Here is a 16,760-nt window from a genome sequence, read left to right as displayed (position 1 = left end):
GTTCAGCCCTGCACCGAAGCCGGAGCGTTGACCATGACGGCGTCCGCCCGGTAGGCGATGCCGTGACGCATCCGCCCGCCGAACTCGCTCTCCCACGGCCGGGCGATGAGGCCAGGCAGGATGACCGGAGCCCCCATCACCAGGCCCTCACCGATGCCCTTCTCGGGAACAGTGACCTTGATCATGTCCGAACCGCCCGCCGCGATGAACACCAGCTCCAGCACCATGAGCCGGTCATTGGTCACCGGATCGATAGCGATCTCACCGGTCTGACGGTCCTTCACCTTGACCTCGGGCAGCTTGGTGACGAGGAGAGTCGCGGCCGAGACGTCTACGGGGATGACACGCATTTCGTGAACCTCACTTGGTTGGCGATGCGTTCAGCCCGCATCGCTTGGATCTGGATACCCCCCTAGACAACAGAGGGTTGGCCCGCCCTAACTGTCTAGGGGGGTTGACGACTACGTTAGACCGACGGACCGTCAACTGTCTAGGGGGGTAAACGGTCGTGTCCTCATACGCACAGGCACGTCTGCCGCGCCAGGACAGCCGCCGCAAACGAGCAGGGGGTTCCCCTGTTAGGACCATCTGCGTCCGCGGCTGCGACAGAATGCGTCTTGTTTTCACCACCATGAACACATGAGCTCGCCACGTGGTGACCAGGAACCTCTCTCGCTCGACGACGTCCAAGCCCAAATCGGCAAACGGCTCGACGACGTCGCCAAGATCCTGGCTGGCGCTCTGGTCACAGTGGCCGGCGTCATGACCACACTGGGGCTGACGAGCGATGTCGTGTTCGTCGCGCTCAACAACGAGTCGTGGCCCATCTACGTGGCCGCGCTCAGCGCCATCCTCGCCATCGTTTGCAGCATCGTCGCTCTGCTCATCCACCCGACGCGGCGGGGCAACGTGTGGGAGACCGTAGTCCTGGGTCTCGGTGTCGTCTTCTACATGGTGGCCTTGAGCGTGGCGGTCGTCGGCGCGGCCCAGGCGGCGAGTGGGAGCGGGCGTCCGACGCTCATCGATGTCAAGCTACAGGGGCAGGGATCCCATCAGAAGCTGAGCTTCAGCCTCCACGCGGACGGGGTTGAGCGGTGGGCGAGTGTCAACGTGCACGTGACCGCCGTAGACAAAGACCAGAATGATCTACCTAATCTGAAGGACCTCTACTCCGTCAGCCTCAGGCCCGACGACAAGGGCGAGATCGACCACGAGATCAGCATGGCGCTCCCGGATCTCAAGAATGCCTGGGGAATCCAGATCATCGCCGCAAATGCCGACGGGAACGACCTGTGTGAGGGGCGGTCCTCTCAAGGCCCTTCATGCGCGGTGGTCCAGTTCTCCTGACCTCGCGACGACAGAACAAGGATCACAGCAACGGCAGCTCCCAGTGAAGGACTGTGGCATCGTCTCGCGATTTACCTCGCGGCCAACGCCGCCCCGCAGGGTCAGCGGCTTCCGACGCCCTGACGCGGCGGATGAGCTCATCCGGGCCGGACGAGCCGAGAAGGGACAACACCCCCTCCCAGGTCATGAGTTCGAAGGAGTCGACGAGGCGCGTCGCACCGTCACTCAGCAGGGTCACAGACGCCAGCGGCTCCAGTGGCACCGTCCCGGTGAGGGCGTGTTCGGCCGCTTGCGAATCGGGCCCGGCGATCCAGAAGCCGCCAGGTCGGTTGCGGAGTCTTGTCAAGGAGTCGCGGTACCGGGCCAGCGCGGCAGTGTGCTCGGGCGAGCCCGTGGCCAGTTCGTCGACCTGCCCGCGAAGTCGCTTGCCGACCTCGTCCAGGCGCTGGTCAGTGACGGCAGTAGTTTTCCCGTCCTGGTCGGCGAGGAGAAGGGTCGAGTCACCGAGTACGAGGTATTCCAGAGCTCCCGCGCCGGCCCGGACGGCGACCACGGTACTGGTCGGGCTAGCCCGATAGGTCAGGTCACAATCGTCCTCGTGCAGGGACCGAACAGCCCGGATCGAGTCCGCCAGGCAGTCGGCGAGCGGCCGGGCGGGGTGCGCGGTGATGGCGCTCAGCAGCAGCCCGCCCAGCGTCGAGGAGAACCAGGCGATGCCGTGCGTGCACCCGGTTTCCGCCCCGGCCACGCCGGCCCCGTCCAGGAGAACAGCCGCCCCGGCAGCCGCGGCGGCGAAGTCCTCGTTTTCCCGCCCTGGTTCAGCAGGCAATGAGGCGAGGGCGACGTTCACTCCGTCGTCTCCTCGTCGTGCCGGTAGAGGGGAGTGAGCAGTTCGACGGACTGCGGTTCGCCGGTCTCGGGGTCGTATTCGACGCCGACCAGCGTGGAGAAGCAATACTCCCCCACCTGGCCCCACAGCGTGCTCAGGTCTGAGGCGAGCAGCTGGACGACGCCGAGGGAGCCCTCGGTGTGGATACCGGCGATGGCAAGCACCGAGCCGTTGCCGTCCGGGCGGGGCAGCCGACCGAGGTATCCGACGTCGTAGGGACGGTTCGAGTCGGTGTCCTGTCCCGCGCGGTGCGCCGTGCCGGTACGGCGGTCCACCAGCGCCCACGGTTCGCCATCGGGGTGTTCCCAGCTGAGTACTGGGTCTTGGGCGTAGAGGTCGCTCATGTCCTGGGACATGCCTGGCCCGCAGACGACGACCAGGCCGTCACGGTTGAGGTCGACTTCACCGCTCACGAGCACGTTGCCGGAGCTGACATCGAGCCCGTATGACTTGGCCAGCTCTTCCAGGCGCTTCCCGGAGTTCACGTCAGCCATGGCGACGACCGTGCGCTTCTTGTCGTCGTCCCACCGAAGAGGAGTCACGACAGTGACGGCACCCGCACCGAGGAACGCACCCTCGGGCGCCGGGCCGGTATGCCGGATCTGATGGATCCGCCCGCGGCTCAGGCCGGCCTTCTCGGCGATCTGCGCGTACGACAGCCCTTGCGAGTGGAGATCCTGAACCACACGACGGCGGAGCCGGGCGAGTTCGGTCACCTCCTGCTGCGCGTCGGCCAACCGCGTCGTGACCTCACGCAGGAGCAGGTACGGATCATCGATCGCCATGATCCGTTGCAACTCGTCCGACATGACCACACCTCCTAGAAGTACCCAGGAGTCTAGGGCCCTAGACGGAATGGGCGGGAGTCGCCTGCCCGAATGAACACCGATCACATAGAACGCGGCCCTCCGCCGAGGCACCCCCCGAGGGCTCACCCGCCACTACCCACGAGACAGCTACGGATCACCGCCGCGCGTGAGCCCATCACGTGCCGTTCCGCGCCAGCTCGGCCCAGACGCAGCGCGCGCCGGAGGGCCGGTCCTTCACTCCCCAGTCTTTGGCGCAGGCTGCAATCATCATCAGCCCGCGACCGTCCTCTTCCACTCCTCTGGCGACACTTCGAACCTGGGGCTCCTCGTCGCCGCCCTGGTCGACGACTTCGACTCGGACCAGGTCGTCACGGAAGTGGACGACCACGAGGAACCATCCGCGGTACCAGCCACTCCGCGTGTGCCGGACGGCATTGGCCGCCAGCTCCCCGACGACCAGGACGGCGTCGTCGACGAGGTCTGAAGCCTCATCCTCAAGCAGGGCGGCGACGAAGTGACGGGCCTGCGCCACCTGCCAGGCCAAGCCGGGAAACATGCGGCACCAACTTTGGGGCATGGGAACACTCCTCCTCGTCTAGGGGGCTAGACGACACAGCGAGCAGAGTATTCCCATGCATGACCGATGAGCCAGGCATCTTGAGGAATTATTCCTCTAACGGGTGGCGAAGTCTTCCATCTCTCGGAACTCCTGCATCACCCGGAGCAGGAGCTCTCGCACCTCGCGCCCGAAGATCGCAGCCCCCTCAAAGCGCCGGAAGGTCTCCTCATACGCGGCAACCTCGTCGGAGTCGCCCACAACGCACTCACCGCGGAAGGTCTCGACGACGACCGCCCTCTGATCGCACAGAGTGAACCCGTGGCGAGGCATGACCGGCACCGCCCGACGCCAGGGGATCACCCCGAGGCGCACAGTGGTCAGACTCTCGACAGCCAGCAGCCGGTCGAACTGGGCAAGCATCAGCGAGGGATTCCCCGGCCAGGTCCGCAATACAGCTTCCGTCAGCACGAACACCGAGTCGCGCCCCGGCTCATACAGGAGGCTTTGCCGCTCGACGCGGGCAGCGACAGCCCGACCGACCACCTCAGGAGTCGAGTTCGGCGCACTCGCGAAAACGTGGCGGGCGTACTCAGCACTCTGAAGCATGGCCGGCAGGACAACGCACTGGAACGAGCGAACCAGCCGAGCAGACCGCACCGCCTCATCGAGGAGTGCGCCGGCAAGAACCTCCTCATCGGACAACTCGACCGTGTCCGGCGCTGCTTCCACGGCGACCAGGAGGTCACGCACTTCGCGAGAGACCGACTCGTCGAGACCAAGAGCCAGCGACAAGCGCCCCAGGACGTCGAGGCTGGGAACCATGCGCCCATTCTCGACCTTCGACACGGTCGGCTGCCCTACGCCGGCCCGCTGAGCCAAGACGGCACCCGTCAGACCAGCCTCTGCACGAAGCCCTCGAAGACGCATCCCGAGCGCCTTCATCAGCTCTCGCCGTTCACTCCCCATACCCAGGGTTCTACACCACGGAGCAACGGTCTCCCGATGCGCCAGGGTCCATCCGTCCCGCAGGCCTCAGGAAGCGTCCTCTTCCGATCGCACCCAGGCCAGTTGCACGTCACTGAGCTGCGGGGAGAACCCGTCGGGGAACGCCATCATGAGGGGCTGAGGCCACATGTTCTCGGCCCCGTGCCGTTCGCAGTGCAGGGCGATGAGGTGCGCTCCTTCGCCACAGCCGTCATACCGGTAGAAGCGGTCATGCGGTTGGCAGAAGTACGAGAACACTGAGCAGTCGTCCTCATCCACCGGTTCGTAGAAGTCCGGATCACACACAATCTGCGTCACGGGCTCCTGTCGGTTGAACCTGGGGATGGGTCTGGGATCACGCCACAGCAGTCGAGATGGGAGCACGCGACCATCTTCCCTCCAGGCCCAGCGTTGCAACGCTGCTTGTCTTGATCACCCAGGAACACGCCAGCAGCCAGACCATGATTCAAACTTTCCCTACTGGTTCAAGGCGGCTCGCTCCGCTCACCGCGCGCGGCCCGGCCCCCGGCCGGGCCTGCGCTCCTGTCTCCGCCCCGCTCCAGCCCGGCCAGCGCCCGTGCCGCGAACAGAGGACGGAGACGCCGAACAGCGTGAGGCGCGTCGGTGAGCCATAGTCAGAGTCGATTGGCCACAAGAGCCGGACCTCTCAAAGCGGTGCCTCCGGCGGGGGCGCTCCTGCATCCAGGATGGACGGGGGCCGCACGCAAGTGCCGACCGAGTGTGGCGTGCGCGGGGAGTTCCCATCCCGTCTGCCGTCGACCCAGGCAGAGCCGAGCAGACGTGGTCCGTGGCGTCCAGGTCGTTCGTACAGTGGCGCGCTCCACCTGGACGCCACGGACCACGCCCGCTCCACTGTGTGTGGGTCGACGGCAGACGGGATGGGAACAGGTGAGTACTGGGTGGAGGAAGCGAAGGTCCGCTCCGTCACCAGGCCTTCCCTCAAGACAACGGGGTAGCGGCCCACTCAAAGGTTCGGCGTCATCACGGTGCGCGCCGCATCGCTCTCAGCATGACTCAGACCAGGCGGACCGCCGGTCAAACCAACTCCACCAATCTCGTCATACACCGAAGCAGCTCACTGCACGGTCCGCCCCCGCTCTGCCCGCACCGCAGCACGCCGGGCAAAAGCGCCGTACACCCCCTCGGACCACAGGGACACAGGTTGTAGCCTTGCCCAGGTTGCGAGTTGACGATCACTCAGCCCGGGGGGGCACAGACGATGAGGTACGAGCTCTTCGACTATCAGGAGGAGGCGAAGGCTGCCACCCTTCGGGCCCTCTCCAGCATGGCACGGGCGCACTCGGACGACCCAGAGGAAAGAGGCGCCTTCGTGCTCGCGGCGCCCACTGGCGCCGGCAAGACCGTTATAGCGACTGCAGTGATCGAGGCAGCGCTGGACGGAGACGAGACGACACCCGGCATTGAGAACTCGACTTTTCTTTGGGTGACGGACGATCCTTCCCTGAATCGACAGACGCTACAAAAGATGGTAGCCGCGTCGTCCAACCTTACCCCCAACCGACTCATCACTATTGAGAACGATTTCGATCAGGAAATTCTAGAGCCCGGCCGTGTCTACTTTTTAAACATTCAGAAACTCGGCTCTAGCACCACACTATCTAAATCCAATATCGATGGCCGCAGATACTCATTCTGGGAGACAGTCGCAAACACCGTACGGAAGCGGCCGCACGGATTCGTAGTTGTAGTAGACGAGGCCCATCGAGGACTTAGCACCGCGCGCGATAGCCGGAACACGATTGTTTCGAGGATTATCGGCGGCGCAACCAATGGCGCGTCAGGCAACCCAAAGGTTCCCGCAGTATGGGGAATCTCTGCAGTTCCGCGCCGGTTCCGTGAGGAGATGGCCCAGCGTGGGCGCACCATACGTTCTCACTCTGTGGCAGTCGAAGATGTTCGAGCCTCTGGCCTCCTTAAGGATCAGATAGTACTCGGCCACACAAAAGGCATCGAGGCGGCAGAGTCAACCCTGCTACGTCGCGCGGTCGAGAAGATTCGCGAATATGAATCTCGATGGTCAGACTACTGCAAGGAGACCGGTGACGCTCGCCTCAATCCGATCCTAGTAATTCAAATCGAAGACAAACCCTCCGCTAAGGATCTTGCGGGCATTGTCGGGACGGTGCTTGAGGAGTGGCCCAGCATCAGTGCAACGAACGTCGTGCACACCTTCGCCTCTCATGCGGCGGAAAAGGTCGGTGCTCACCATATTGCATACTGCCCGCCGGAAGATATTGAAGGCCGACAGGACATACGCGTCGTTCTTTGCAAGACAGCCATTACGACAGGGTGGGACTGCCCGAGAGCCGAAGTTCTAGTTTCAATGCGTGTCGCCAAGGACGTTGACCTCATCACGCAAATCATGGGCCGAATGGTACGAACACCACTCGCTCGACGCGTGCTGACTGATGAATCTCTCAATACGGTCTATTGCATTCTCCCTAAGTTCGACGAGAGAGCAGTCGACCAAATTGCCCAGAAGTTCGAAGAGGGCAGCGAAGATTCACTTGCGAGCGGCACCGCTGTCATTACCAGTCCGGTTGAACTCGCTCGTAACCCGATGCTAGGAGGCAACCCTCCTCATCAAGCGGCCGGCACCACTCCACTTCATGGAACGGACGACCATGATGGAGGTGATGCTCAGCAAACGGAGACGAATTTCTGGGTTGCCCAAGAGCCGACCTCCCCTCAGCCTAGTGGCCAGGAAACTCGCGTCGCTACCAGCTCGACGCACCCCCTTTCGGTGACGCCTCCGAGGAAAACGACGAGCCAAGCAGCACCAGATCTATTCGATGAGCCTGACGTCACACAAAGTATTGCACCGCAAGGCAGTGACGACGTATTCAGACTTCTGGAATCCCTGCCCTCCTACACCATTCCCAGAAGAATTCGTCGATCAGGCATTTTCAGACTCGCATCGCTTTCGGTACTCCTTGCCGAAAAACACGATGGGCGGGCGATAGAACCGAGCGCTATTCGGCAAGCAAAGAACGAGCTGTTGGCCATCATAGACACTTTCCGCGCTAATCTGGAAGTGCGCGGAGAACTCGAATCCCGAATTAATTCGGTCACCAACACACAGTTTTTCGAACGCACCGTCTCATTTGGTACTCCGACTGTTGACCCGCACGAGAGCCAGACGCTTATCGAACTGGACAACCGTGGCATTTACATGCTCATGGAGAGGGCTAAACGGCTCCTGCCTGAGGGGTTGGCCATGGAGTACGTTGGCAGGCTTGCAGACGTCGACGAAGACGTAACTGAAGCAATGATAACTACGATCGCACTGGCACAAGACCCCGAACTTCCTCGCTTGGTTGAGGAACGAGCATCGCAAATCGTAGCGACGTGGCTACAGAAGCACAGCTCCGCCATTACAAGACTCAGCGCTGTGGACCAAGAAAAGTTTGATCGCATTCGACGGGAATCCGACCGTCCCCTTCCTACGACCTTCAGCCTGCCCGAAATGCGCACTGAAGATGCAGAGGGGGCGGAATGGGAACGGCATGTCCTATCCGATTCATCTGGGCTCTTCCGGGCGACGTTCGCGGAATGGGAAGAACACGTACTGCGAGAGGAGCTCTCGCATGGCGCTGTGGCCTGGTATCGGAATCCGGCCGGCGGGCAGCATTCGCTACAGATACCGTACGTTGCAGTGGATGGAACCAAGGGCCTATCGCCGGACTTTATATTCGTTCACCGCATTCGGGGAGAACTGCGTGCCTCGCTCGTGGATCCACATGGGACGCACCTAGCCGACGCAGTACCGAAACTGCAGGGTCTGGCGGAATATGCGCAGGAGCACAAGGATGAATTCCAGCGGATTCAATCTGTCGCGAAGGTTGATGGCACCTACTTGATGATCAACCATCAAGACGCTGCCACACGTGACGCCGTGAGGGCCCACTCCGGCACAGATGCAGCTGAAATCTTCCGTATCCACGGTAGCGACTACTAAAGCCCGCGACAGGGACAGATTCCGCATGGCACACATCGATAACCTAATTGCTTCAATAACTGACCAGGCACTGCGATCGGCACTGCAAGCAGAATATAGGAAGATCGCACGCTCGCGTCGCTTCGGACTCGTATTCGACAGGCATAAGCCAGAATCTGTCCTAGTGCCCGACTTTGCTATACGACGCGGCGATAAGGTGCGGGTCCTTCGGCAGGGAACAGAAGACCGCACGGAAATCGACGATTCTGGCGTCTGGCATGTCGTGAAGGTCTCCAACGGGCAGGCGACAATAAAATCAAAGGTAGACCCATCACAGGTTACTACCATCAGTCGCGAACAACTCGTAGTCATTCGCGAATTCGGCGACCCGATCTATCCAGGATTGCGGCCCATAGGGGAGGTTGCGAAGTCTGAGACCAGACCGCACCATGCCGTAATCAACGCAGAGAACTACCATGCTCTAGAAGCGCTCCTTTACCCCTATGAGGGGCAAGTCGACTGCATTTACATCGATCCGCCTTACAACACTGGAGCGACAGACTGGAAGTACAATAATGATTACGTCGACAATAATGATACCTATCGGCACAGCAAGTGGCTCTCTTTCATGGAGAGACGACTTGGTATAGCCAAACGTCTGCTCAGCAGGGACGGCGTCCTCATCGTAACCATTGACGAGAACGAGGTCCACCATCTGGGCATGCTTCTGGAGGAAATGTTTCCCACCGCTATTCGGCAGATGGTGACCATCTGTATAAATCCGAGTGGCGCATCTGGTGAAGGTCTTTCCCGAGTCGAAGAGTACGCCTTCTTTTGTTTCCTTGGGTCGGCTAGCTCGCAGCCAATCGATTGGAACCTCATGGAGGACCGCCCGGCAGGTGACGCAAAGGCCGGGAAAAAGGGCATTCGATGGGAGTGGCTGCTCCGCGGCGGGGGCACTTGGTATCGGGCAAGCCGACCCAATCTCTGCTATCCCGTTCTGTTGGACGAAAGGGGTGAGCGCATTGTTGGTGTCGGTACCCCCTGGGAGGGTGATGACGAAAACGATCGACCGCGCTTCATCAACGGACACCAAGCCGCTTGGCCAGTCCGAAGTGACGGACGTCTTGGCATCTGGCGTGTCGATGGAACCAAGCTAATGGAATTGGTCGGTAAAGGCTACGCTTGGGTATCGGATCATGACCCGCAACGCGGTACATGGACCCTCCGGTACCTAATGAAGGGAGCTATTGCGGCTATTGAATCCGGAGAGATTGAGGTAACCGGTCGCAGTGAACGTGGCCAGGTCGAGGTTTCCGTTTCCGGGAAGAACAAGGCGACAGCAAAGACTATGTGGAAGTCTGCCCGCCATATTGCTGGCGGAGCTGGAGGAACACAATTGGTTTCAGCTCTGCTGGGCCGACGAGGCGGGTTCACATTCCCGAAGTCGGTGTACTCAGTACTCGACTGTCTTGAAATAGCCGTCGGCAATAAACCTGACGCTTTGATACTCGACTACTTCGCTGGTACCGGGACTACACTGCACGCCACGTGTCTTCTAAACAAGAAGGACGGCGGGCGACGCCGTGCGCTCCTCGTGACGAACAACGAAGTTAATGGGGAAACGGCAACATCTCTGCGTGCTGCAGGTCATCATCCTGGAGACGAGCAGTGGAAGGAAAGTGGTGTATTCTACAGCGCCACTATGCCCCGCTGCAAAGCTGCCATTACCGGATCCTTGCCGGACGGTTCCCCCATCGCGGGAGAGTACTTCGACGGTTCACTCATACGAGAGGGATTCCAAGAGAACGTTGCATTTTTTGAGCTGACCTTCGAGGATCCCGCGCTCATCTCGCTCGGGCGACGATTTGAGGCAATCGCACCGCTTCTATGGCTCAAGGCTGGTGCCCGAGGCGAGCAAATCAACGAAGTAGCCTCCTGTGGATGGTCTGTTCCTGAAAAAGCATGCTACGGCGTCTTGTTTGACTCTCAAGTATGGTCCGATTTCGTCACGGCCGTAAATAAACGCCACGCTGAAGGCAGACCGATCAGTCACGTATTCGTAGTGACAGACTCAATTGCCGAATATCAACAGGTCGTTGCAAAGGTAGACCCCTCATTGGGCTCGACACGTCTTTACGCCGACTATCTGCGGACCTTCCAAATAAATACTCCGGACCCGGACTAGCTACGCACTCCAGAGGATCCGTCGTCGCTCTCTTCAAAACGCCGTAGCCTCACAACATGCGCCAGCCGCAGCAGTTCCGCCAGATGCTCCACGGTGGTCGGCGAGACGCGGCCCAGCTCGACCAGGCTATGCCCGAACGCGTTCAAGTCTGCTCGCAGATAAGGGAAGTCCTCATCTAGGCCGACGCGGAGCAAAGCGTCGTCCCAAAGGACATCATCGGGCACCCATAGTTCGTCTAGCTGAAGGCTTCCCAGATCGAGGTGACATGACAGCCCCAGTCGCTTTTCCTAAGAGTGATCAGCGAAATCTGTGTGCGATCTTGCTTAACCCTCCAATTCGTCCGGCAATAGAAACGATCTCGCACCGTAATCTCCTTGCTGCAGTACCACTGACCGGCTGCACCCAGCTGAGACTGGCCAATCTGATCGATCTCCAGTCCAGGGACCAGAAGCAGCTGGCCAGCCTCGCTGTGACCGAGCCGGACCTCGAAAGGTCCCGTCTGCAGCTGTCAGCAGCGATCGAAGGAGCTGACGAGATTCTGTTCGCATGGGGTACCGGGAGGATCACCGGCGTTGTGGGAAAACATCTCAGGGAGCAGGCAGCATGGGTGCGTGCGCGTGTGAGCGCCCGCAGCACTTCGAAAGTCTGGATGGTCGCTGGCACACCGAGACATCCTTCACGGTGGCGGCAGTTCGTCGGTCCAGAGAAGCGACGCGTCGAGGGGAGCTCGTTCGAAGAGCGGCTGGCCAAAGTGCTGACCAGGCATGAATCAAGCCCACTCCCGTAGCAATAGGCTTCTCGCCCGTCGTTGGTGACTGAACTATTTCAACGTGACCACTGATCGGGTGACGGGGTCGGTCTCCGCAGCGCACGAGGCTCCCGTGCCGTTGAGGGAGGTGTTCGAAGTCTCATCTCACCGGCGCAGGAGCCTCGTTAATTCCCTATCCTGCCTCACTCGTCCTTCCCCACGCCCTGGTCGAGTGGGTAACCATGCTCGTCGTCACCCGCGAGGGTGACCGCCCCTGCAAGCTCCCGCCACACCGGCGTGCCCTGGTCGGACTGGTGCACCTGCGCCGGCACGACACCCTCGCCCAGATCGCGGCGGGCTTCGGTATCGCCGTCGGCACCGCACACGCCTACGCCACCGCGGTCATCGACCTGCTCGCGGACCGCGCGCCGGGCCTGCTCAAAGTCTTGCGGGAGACCGATCCGGACTTCGTCCTGCTGGACGGCACCCTCGCCGAGTGCGAGCGCGTCGGGGATGGCCGCGCGGACTACTCGGCCAAGCACCGCCGACACGGGGTGAACGTGCAAGCCGTCACCCACCCGGCAGGCAGGCTGCTGTGGATCTCGCCCGCGCTGCCAGGTCGTGCCCACGACCTCACGGCCGCCCGCACCCACCGGTTCATCCGGATCTGTGAGCGCCAGGGGGTTCCGATCCTCGCCGACCTCGCTTGCATGGCGCCGGCACCTGGGTGACGACGGCCGTCAAACGCCGACCCGGACGCGACCTGGCACCCACCCAACGGACCCTCAACCGCGCCCTGGCCCGCACACGCGCACGGGTCGAGTCCGGTGTCGCCCGCCTGAAGTCCTGGCAGATCTTCCGTCACGCGCGCTGCAGCCCCAATCGAATGACGTCAATCGCCCGAGCCATCCTCACCCTGGAACGGCACCGCTGACGACGCTCAGTGAATGGCGGACAATGCTCGTTTGGGGTATGTCTCCGGTCGCAGCAAAGTCACCACCGGCCAAGGCGCACGCTTCAGTCTTCCTCAGCCCTTTCGCCGGAGTAGTCGCCTTCGTGGTTCTGAATTGTGCTGAGGACATGAAGGGCGGTGTCCCGGAGATCACTCCAGGCCTTGGCCGGGCCAAACAACGGAGGATAGGTCACGGCCTGACCGAGCTTCTCCAACTCGTCGACAGACGTCTTGGCATCTGTCAGACAGTTGGTTAGCACCCGGCGCCCCTCCTGGATTTGCTGCTCGACCGGCACTTCGGTATCCGCAGCCGCGTCCGACGGGTCTTCGTGCTGTCCGTCGTCGCTCCCGGTCGTCGACGGCTTGGACGCGTCAGATCCGTCGTTCGCATCCGTGTCCTCTTCTCCCCGTCCGTCGTCACCGTCAGCGTCTATCGGCTCGAGCACCTGGCGGGCGCGCGCCGGATCCGAAGCGACAGCGACGTCCCACTCCAGCAATAGGACCGGCTCCCCATCTTCCCGAAGAATGCGGTCGGACGCATCTAGATCGACCACAAGGTGCTTGTACCCGTCGTTCCCCTCACTGGCTTGGTCGTTGGGCAACCCAAGCTGCTGCCTGGTTCCCGAATTTCGGGGGAGTCGACCGTCTTCAAAGCGCTGCGCTGCCAAGGCCAGCGTCCAGAAGCCAAGCTCATTGCCTTTTCGAGCTAGCCCCTCGATGATCTTGTGCACGTCCCCACGGAATGGGACCTTGCCGGGGGCCCTGGTCCGACTGACGGACGAACCCACGTTCCTGGTCAGCATTTTGTCGGCAATCAGAGCCGTGCCGCCGGCCAAGGCAAGTGTCAGACGAGCCTCACGGCTACCTTCAAGCGCCGGCTTGATCAGGGTAGTGAAGTCGTTGGTCACCATCGGGGCCCAACCGTCCGCCAGTACTTCCTTGAAGAGGACGCCTCCATTGCTCCATGCGTTGCGCGCCTGCGGTGCGGCTGACTTCTTACTGGACCGCCAGGGGTGATCAACGATAGGGCCGAGCAGCCCAGCGTAGCCCTTGTCAGTCATCCGCCGGTCGCCTTTGATCTCCTTGGCCCTGCTCCTCAACTCCTCGAAGATGGCTGGCCGGGTCAGAGTGTGCAGCAATTGGACGGCACGCCACAATCCGTTGCCAGGGATACTCTGATTCCCATACACATTGGGAGTGTCCGATGCTTGCCGGAGGCCGACTGCTAGTTCGTACACCGCATGCAGCCCATTTTCGACCGTGCTCCCCGTACTGCCGTGGAGAACGCGCTTGAGTGCGCGGGCAGCAACCTCGACGTTCTGGGCGGCAGTGTCCCACGGCTTGAACTCAACGTGAACGGACGCGAGGATCGACCTCAGGGCGTCGTCGAACACATCCTCCGCTGGCAGGGCCGTGCGCTCGTGCGCCTGGACGCCGACCGTGACATGGGTTGGCACCTGGTAGGACTGGGCAATCTGGATGGCCCGCAAGGATGGTGGATTGCCCTCCCCTGCATTGACGATCTCTTTATCGAACTCTTCGCGAAGCTGCTTGCGCCTATTCTGCCGGCCCAATGCCATCCGCTGGGTGAGCGGCTTCGCTTGCTCGCTATCAGAAATCTGATATTGCGCGAAGAGGGTATTCGCAGCCAACTTGGCCGCCTCCTCTGGCTCAGTATCGGGCCCGGCCAACACCTTCCACGCGCTGGCCAAGCGAGTGATGCCGTCGCGTGCGACGAGACCGAAGATTGACTCCGTACCATCGTCGAAGTCATAGATGATCGGATGCACGATCAGGGCCCGTGTGACCCGCCTGGAGAGGATCGATTCCTCGTAGGAGTTCCGGTACAGCGTTGCCGTGATGGTCTGCCGAACGTGGCGTTTGAGATGATTGAGGCTTTCGTACCGATAACGTAGGATCGCCTGCGAATTGCCATCCGCAGCCATGCCCAGCACCTGCGGATCGTCGACAGCCAGAAGTTCCTGCCCAGTCCGCGGCTGAATAGCTGGGAACAGCTCGGACAACCACACCCTGGAGTGAACCGACCGCAGGGTGGCGCCATCCACATGCTCCTCCAACAGCAGGCTAGCGTGGGCATCGTGTGCCTCACGCAGCTGGAGCGCGACGGTGTCAGGTGTCACCGTGGCCCGGGCCACCGCATGCCATGCGTCCTCCGGCAACGACGCCAACTTGGCATTCATGCCGGCCTTGACCAGCTTGTTGCGGCCATCCACGGCGGAGGCATCAGGCAGTTGGTGGTCGACGGTGGATACTTCGATCTGCTGGTTACCCCAGTCGACAGTGATGGGTGCGCCAGCCTCGTATGCAGGCATTGAATCCCTCCTCATAGGTGGTTGGTGTGGAAGACTGGGGTCGCGGTCCTGGCCCGCTTCGCTCGGGTTCCAGGTCCGGCCCGGCTGGGCTCCGGCTACGTTCGGGGCCCAGCCCCCGCTTCTGCGTCGCTCAACTCACAGCGCACTGGGCCCGTGGGCACCTGGGAAGGTGGAACCAAACCAGTGCCACATGAACGCGCGGGACGGCTGTTTGGCGATGGACTGGTAGGCCGAGTAGGCCAACATGTCTGCACCCTGGAGCAGGTCCAGCTCTCGCGCAGGCCGGAACACCGGGTCGCCGATGATGTGGCGCCTTTCGTCCGGGAGGGCGCGATGGGCCCGTCGCAGAGCGCCTTCAGTACCATCGCCGTCGACGATGACCACCCCGTGGATGCCGGATTTTGCGAGCTCAGCATTGAGTTGGCGCAACAAGGCGGCATAGAGGGCAGGCCGGTCGCGCCCGTAGTTATCGGTCTCTCGGTAGACAACACGAACCCGCGCGCCAGGTACCTCGGCGATCGTTCGTAGCCCGCGCAGAATGACTTCCTGGCAGTGCCGTCGATGCGTCACGCGGTCGGTGCTTCGCGAGCGGTGAACGTGACGTCCACGAGCGCCCGCGAGCTTCACCGAGTGAAGAGAGGAGTCTGCCGGAATCTCCAATCGTGCGTCTGCATCCAGCTCAGCGCGAAAGGCCCGCCATTTTCGGTTCGCGGTGTCAACGTGCGCGAGATCAATCCCCAAGGATGCGAAGCAGACCGTCGTGCGGGCGTTGCCTCCATCGTCAACGAAATAGAGGCGCAGGGGGGCAGCACTGGACTCGGCGGCCATAGGCTATCAACTCCGTGAGCACGCTCAGGTCTTCCCCGGCACCATTGCCGGGGGCCCTTCCGCACTCCTCGAAACCAAGATCACTTTCGGGAGTAGCGGGCGCGGAGTGTCCCAATGCCGCGCGCCACGTCGTACGTCAACGGCTTCGGAAGTGGTTGCCGCGTCGACCCGGAATCAAACCCCATAGGGAGGTACCATCCGCGCCAGCGACAGCCCCTGATCCACCAACTACGGGAAATCAGAGGCCCCCAGGACTATTCCTGGTCCCATACGTCACGATGCTGCCTTGCACCACGTTCAGCGCAACTGTAGCGGTCCGACTAGATGCGCATCCAACAAATCCCGTACTCCTAGGGCGAGTTGGTCAATCTTGATCACATCGAAGACAAGCTTGCCAAGTACTGCTCACTAAATGATCTACAGGCATCGGCGGTCACTCCTCAACGTTGCTGCCGTCTGGCGACACAGCTTTGAGGTCGGCGAGTTGAGCCCGAATCATGCCGGTCAGGGTGGGGTCGGAGAGCACAGCATGGCGCCACTCCGGCACCGCCGGCTGCGGGGACTGTGCCGCCGGGATGACCGTGGGTGCCAGACATGCGGTGGCTCGGGCTGCCATCTCCGCGTGCTGGACGGCCTCCGGTCGGGTACCAGGCCGACCGTGACGCGGAGGATCACGAAGGCTGTGAGGTGAGGCCGCCTATGTTCCTGTGGACTGTGCGTGGACGGGAATCGTCTTCAACCCCCGTTGAATGCTCGCGACCAGCCCAAACGCCTAAGTCACAAGCGCCCTCCGGAGCCGTGTGCGCAGGTTCGAATCCTGCCGGGGGCACTCGCCTACAACCAGCACAGATCATGCGCTGACCAGGGCGGATGCCTAGACGAGAGAGCGGGAGTCAGTCTCACTGACTCCCGCTCTTTCTTGTTGTCTCTCAGTGTTCGCGACACATCTGCGACACACCTTGGTTCAGCAACGCCCTCTTGGCCACCTGTCGCAGCGCAGATGTGCTCTCACGCTAACCGCCATGCAGGCGATTGCAGTCGAACTTGGCGGTGCTGTGGCTACCCCCGGGCAGTACGCCTTGGGCTGAGCGATCGTCTGGGCAAGCCGTCCTCGACGGCCCTGCGGGTCGCGTCGTGGCGGCTG

Annotated in this window: 12 protein-coding genes and 2 pseudogenes; 5 read left to right on the top strand and 9 right to left on the bottom strand. The window is 61.8% G+C overall.

Translation table 11 applies throughout. The features are described 5' to 3' along the window. Positions 1-2 precede the first annotated feature (2 nt). Complete coding sequence (locus ACWD68_RS06080) at positions 3-350, bottom strand: SCO3933 family regulatory protein (RefSeq protein WP_451805274.1); 348 nt, start codon at positions 348-350, stop codon at positions 3-5. A gap of 289 nt (positions 351-639) precedes the next feature. Between ACWD68_RS06080 and ACWD68_RS06075 the strand changes: the two genes are divergently transcribed. Beyond that, positions 640-1,347 carry a hypothetical protein gene (locus tag ACWD68_RS06075; RefSeq protein ID WP_451805273.1) on the top strand — a complete coding sequence of 236 codons (708 nt, stop codon included), beginning with the start codon at positions 640-642 and terminating at the stop codon, positions 1,345-1,347. Between the two features lie 22 nt (positions 1,348-1,369). Here ACWD68_RS06075 and ACWD68_RS06070 read toward each other — a convergent pair whose 3' ends face one another. The 5 genes from ACWD68_RS06070 to ACWD68_RS06050 form a co-directional block, all read right to left on the bottom strand. Continuing rightward, positions 1,370-2,197 carry an integrase gene (locus ACWD68_RS06070; RefSeq protein ID WP_451805272.1) on the bottom strand — a complete coding sequence of 276 codons (828 nt, stop codon included), beginning with the start codon at positions 2,195-2,197 and terminating at the stop codon, positions 1,370-1,372. Then, positions 2,194-3,045 (bottom strand): sigma factor-like helix-turn-helix DNA-binding protein, encoded by an 852-nt coding sequence (locus ACWD68_RS06065; RefSeq protein WP_451805271.1) that lies wholly within the window; start codon positions 3,043-3,045, stop codon positions 2,194-2,196. Before ACWD68_RS06065 ends, ACWD68_RS06070 begins: the two co-directional genes overlap by 4 nt. A 175-nt stretch (positions 3,046-3,220) precedes the next feature. Next, positions 3,221-3,622: an ATP-binding protein gene (locus ACWD68_RS06060; RefSeq protein WP_451805270.1), complete on the bottom strand. Its 402-nt coding sequence runs from the start codon at positions 3,620-3,622 to the stop codon at positions 3,221-3,223. Between the two features lie 96 nt (positions 3,623-3,718). Next, positions 3,719-4,570: a helix-turn-helix domain-containing protein gene (locus ACWD68_RS06055; protein WP_451805269.1), complete on the bottom strand. Its 852-nt coding sequence runs from the start codon at positions 4,568-4,570 to the stop codon at positions 3,719-3,721. A gap of 66 nt (positions 4,571-4,636) precedes the next feature. After that, positions 4,637-4,906, bottom strand: a complete 270-nt coding sequence (locus ACWD68_RS06050; RefSeq protein ID WP_451805268.1) for a hypothetical protein — start codon at positions 4,904-4,906, stop codon at positions 4,637-4,639. Between the two features lie 922 nt (positions 4,907-5,828). Between ACWD68_RS06050 and ACWD68_RS06045 the strand changes: the two genes are divergently transcribed. Together ACWD68_RS06045 and ACWD68_RS06040 are read left to right on the top strand one after the other, a co-directional pair. Next, on the top strand, positions 5,829-8,588 hold the full coding sequence (locus ACWD68_RS06045) for a DEAD/DEAH box helicase (RefSeq protein ID WP_451805267.1): 2,760 nt from the start codon (positions 5,829-5,831) through the stop codon (positions 8,586-8,588). A 25-nt stretch (positions 8,589-8,613) separates the two neighbouring features. Further along, positions 8,614-10,755 (top strand): site-specific DNA-methyltransferase, encoded by a 2,142-nt coding sequence (locus ACWD68_RS06040; protein ID WP_451805266.1) that lies wholly within the window; start codon positions 8,614-8,616, stop codon positions 10,753-10,755. Here the strand turns inward: ACWD68_RS06040 and ACWD68_RS06035 are convergent. Continuing rightward, positions 10,752-10,955 (bottom strand): annotated as a pseudogene (locus ACWD68_RS06035) (hypothetical protein); the annotation flags it as partial. The gene ACWD68_RS06040 and the pseudogene ACWD68_RS06035 sit on opposite strands and share 4 nt — an antisense overlap. A 65-nt stretch (positions 10,956-11,020) precedes the next feature. Here ACWD68_RS06035 and ACWD68_RS06030 point away from each other — a divergent pair. Together ACWD68_RS06030 and ACWD68_RS06025 are read left to right on the top strand one after the other, a co-directional pair. Beyond that, a complete protein-coding gene (locus ACWD68_RS06030; protein ID WP_451805265.1) occupies positions 11,021-11,542 on the top strand; it encodes a DUF1643 domain-containing protein in 522 nt (173 codons plus the stop codon). 203 nt (positions 11,543-11,745) lie between these two features. Further along, a pseudogene (locus ACWD68_RS06025) lies at positions 11,746-12,437 on the top strand (transposase family protein). An 83-nt stretch (positions 12,438-12,520) separates the two neighbouring features. Here the strand turns inward: ACWD68_RS06025 and ACWD68_RS06020 are convergent. Together ACWD68_RS06020 and ACWD68_RS06015 are read right to left on the bottom strand one after the other, a co-directional pair. Continuing rightward, positions 12,521-14,788, bottom strand: coding sequence for a hypothetical protein (locus ACWD68_RS06020; RefSeq protein WP_451805264.1), 2,268 nt, complete (start codon positions 14,786-14,788; stop codon positions 12,521-12,523). Between the two features lie 135 nt (positions 14,789-14,923). Next, entirely contained in the window at positions 14,924-15,616 is a 693-nt protein-coding gene (locus ACWD68_RS06015; protein ID WP_451805263.1) for a DUF3800 domain-containing protein, read from the bottom strand. Positions 15,617-16,760 lie beyond the last annotated feature (1,144 nt).

The organism is Streptomyces sp. NPDC005141 (assembly GCF_053599975.1).
Note: the sequence above shows the minus strand (reverse complement) of the source record. Positions and strands in the feature narration are given on the sequence as shown.

Bases quoted from the DNA above. Each gene is read 5' to 3' on its own strand.
- ACWD68_RS06080 (WP_451805274.1), bottom strand. From the start codon at position 350: ATGCGTGTCATCCCCGTAGACGTCTCGGCCGCGACTCTCCTCGTCACC.
- ACWD68_RS06075 (WP_451805273.1), top strand. From the start codon at position 640: ATGAGCTCGCCACGTGGTGACCAGGAACCTCTCTCGCTCGACGACGTC.
- ACWD68_RS06065 (WP_451805271.1), bottom strand. From the start codon at position 3,045: ATGTCGGACGAGTTGCAACGGATCATGGCGATCGATGATCCGTACCTG.
- ACWD68_RS06060 (WP_451805270.1), bottom strand. From the start codon at position 3,622: ATGCCCCAAAGTTGGTGCCGCATGTTTCCCGGCTTGGCCTGGCAGGTG.
- ACWD68_RS06055 (WP_451805269.1), bottom strand. From the start codon at position 4,570: ATGGGGAGTGAACGGCGAGAGCTGATGAAGGCGCTCGGGATGCGTCTT.
- ACWD68_RS06045 (WP_451805267.1), top strand. From the start codon at position 5,829: ATGAGGTACGAGCTCTTCGACTATCAGGAGGAGGCGAAGGCTGCCACC.
- ACWD68_RS06040 (WP_451805266.1), top strand. From the start codon at position 8,614: ATGGCACACATCGATAACCTAATTGCTTCAATAACTGACCAGGCACTG.
- ACWD68_RS06030 (WP_451805265.1), top strand. From the start codon at position 11,021: ATGACAGCCCCAGTCGCTTTTCCTAAGAGTGATCAGCGAAATCTGTGT.
- ACWD68_RS06020 (WP_451805264.1), bottom strand. From the start codon at position 14,788: ATGCCTGCATACGAGGCTGGCGCACCCATCACTGTCGACTGGGGTAAC.
- ACWD68_RS06015 (WP_451805263.1), bottom strand. From the start codon at position 15,616: ATGGCCGCCGAGTCCAGTGCTGCCCCCCTGCGCCTCTATTTCGTTGAC.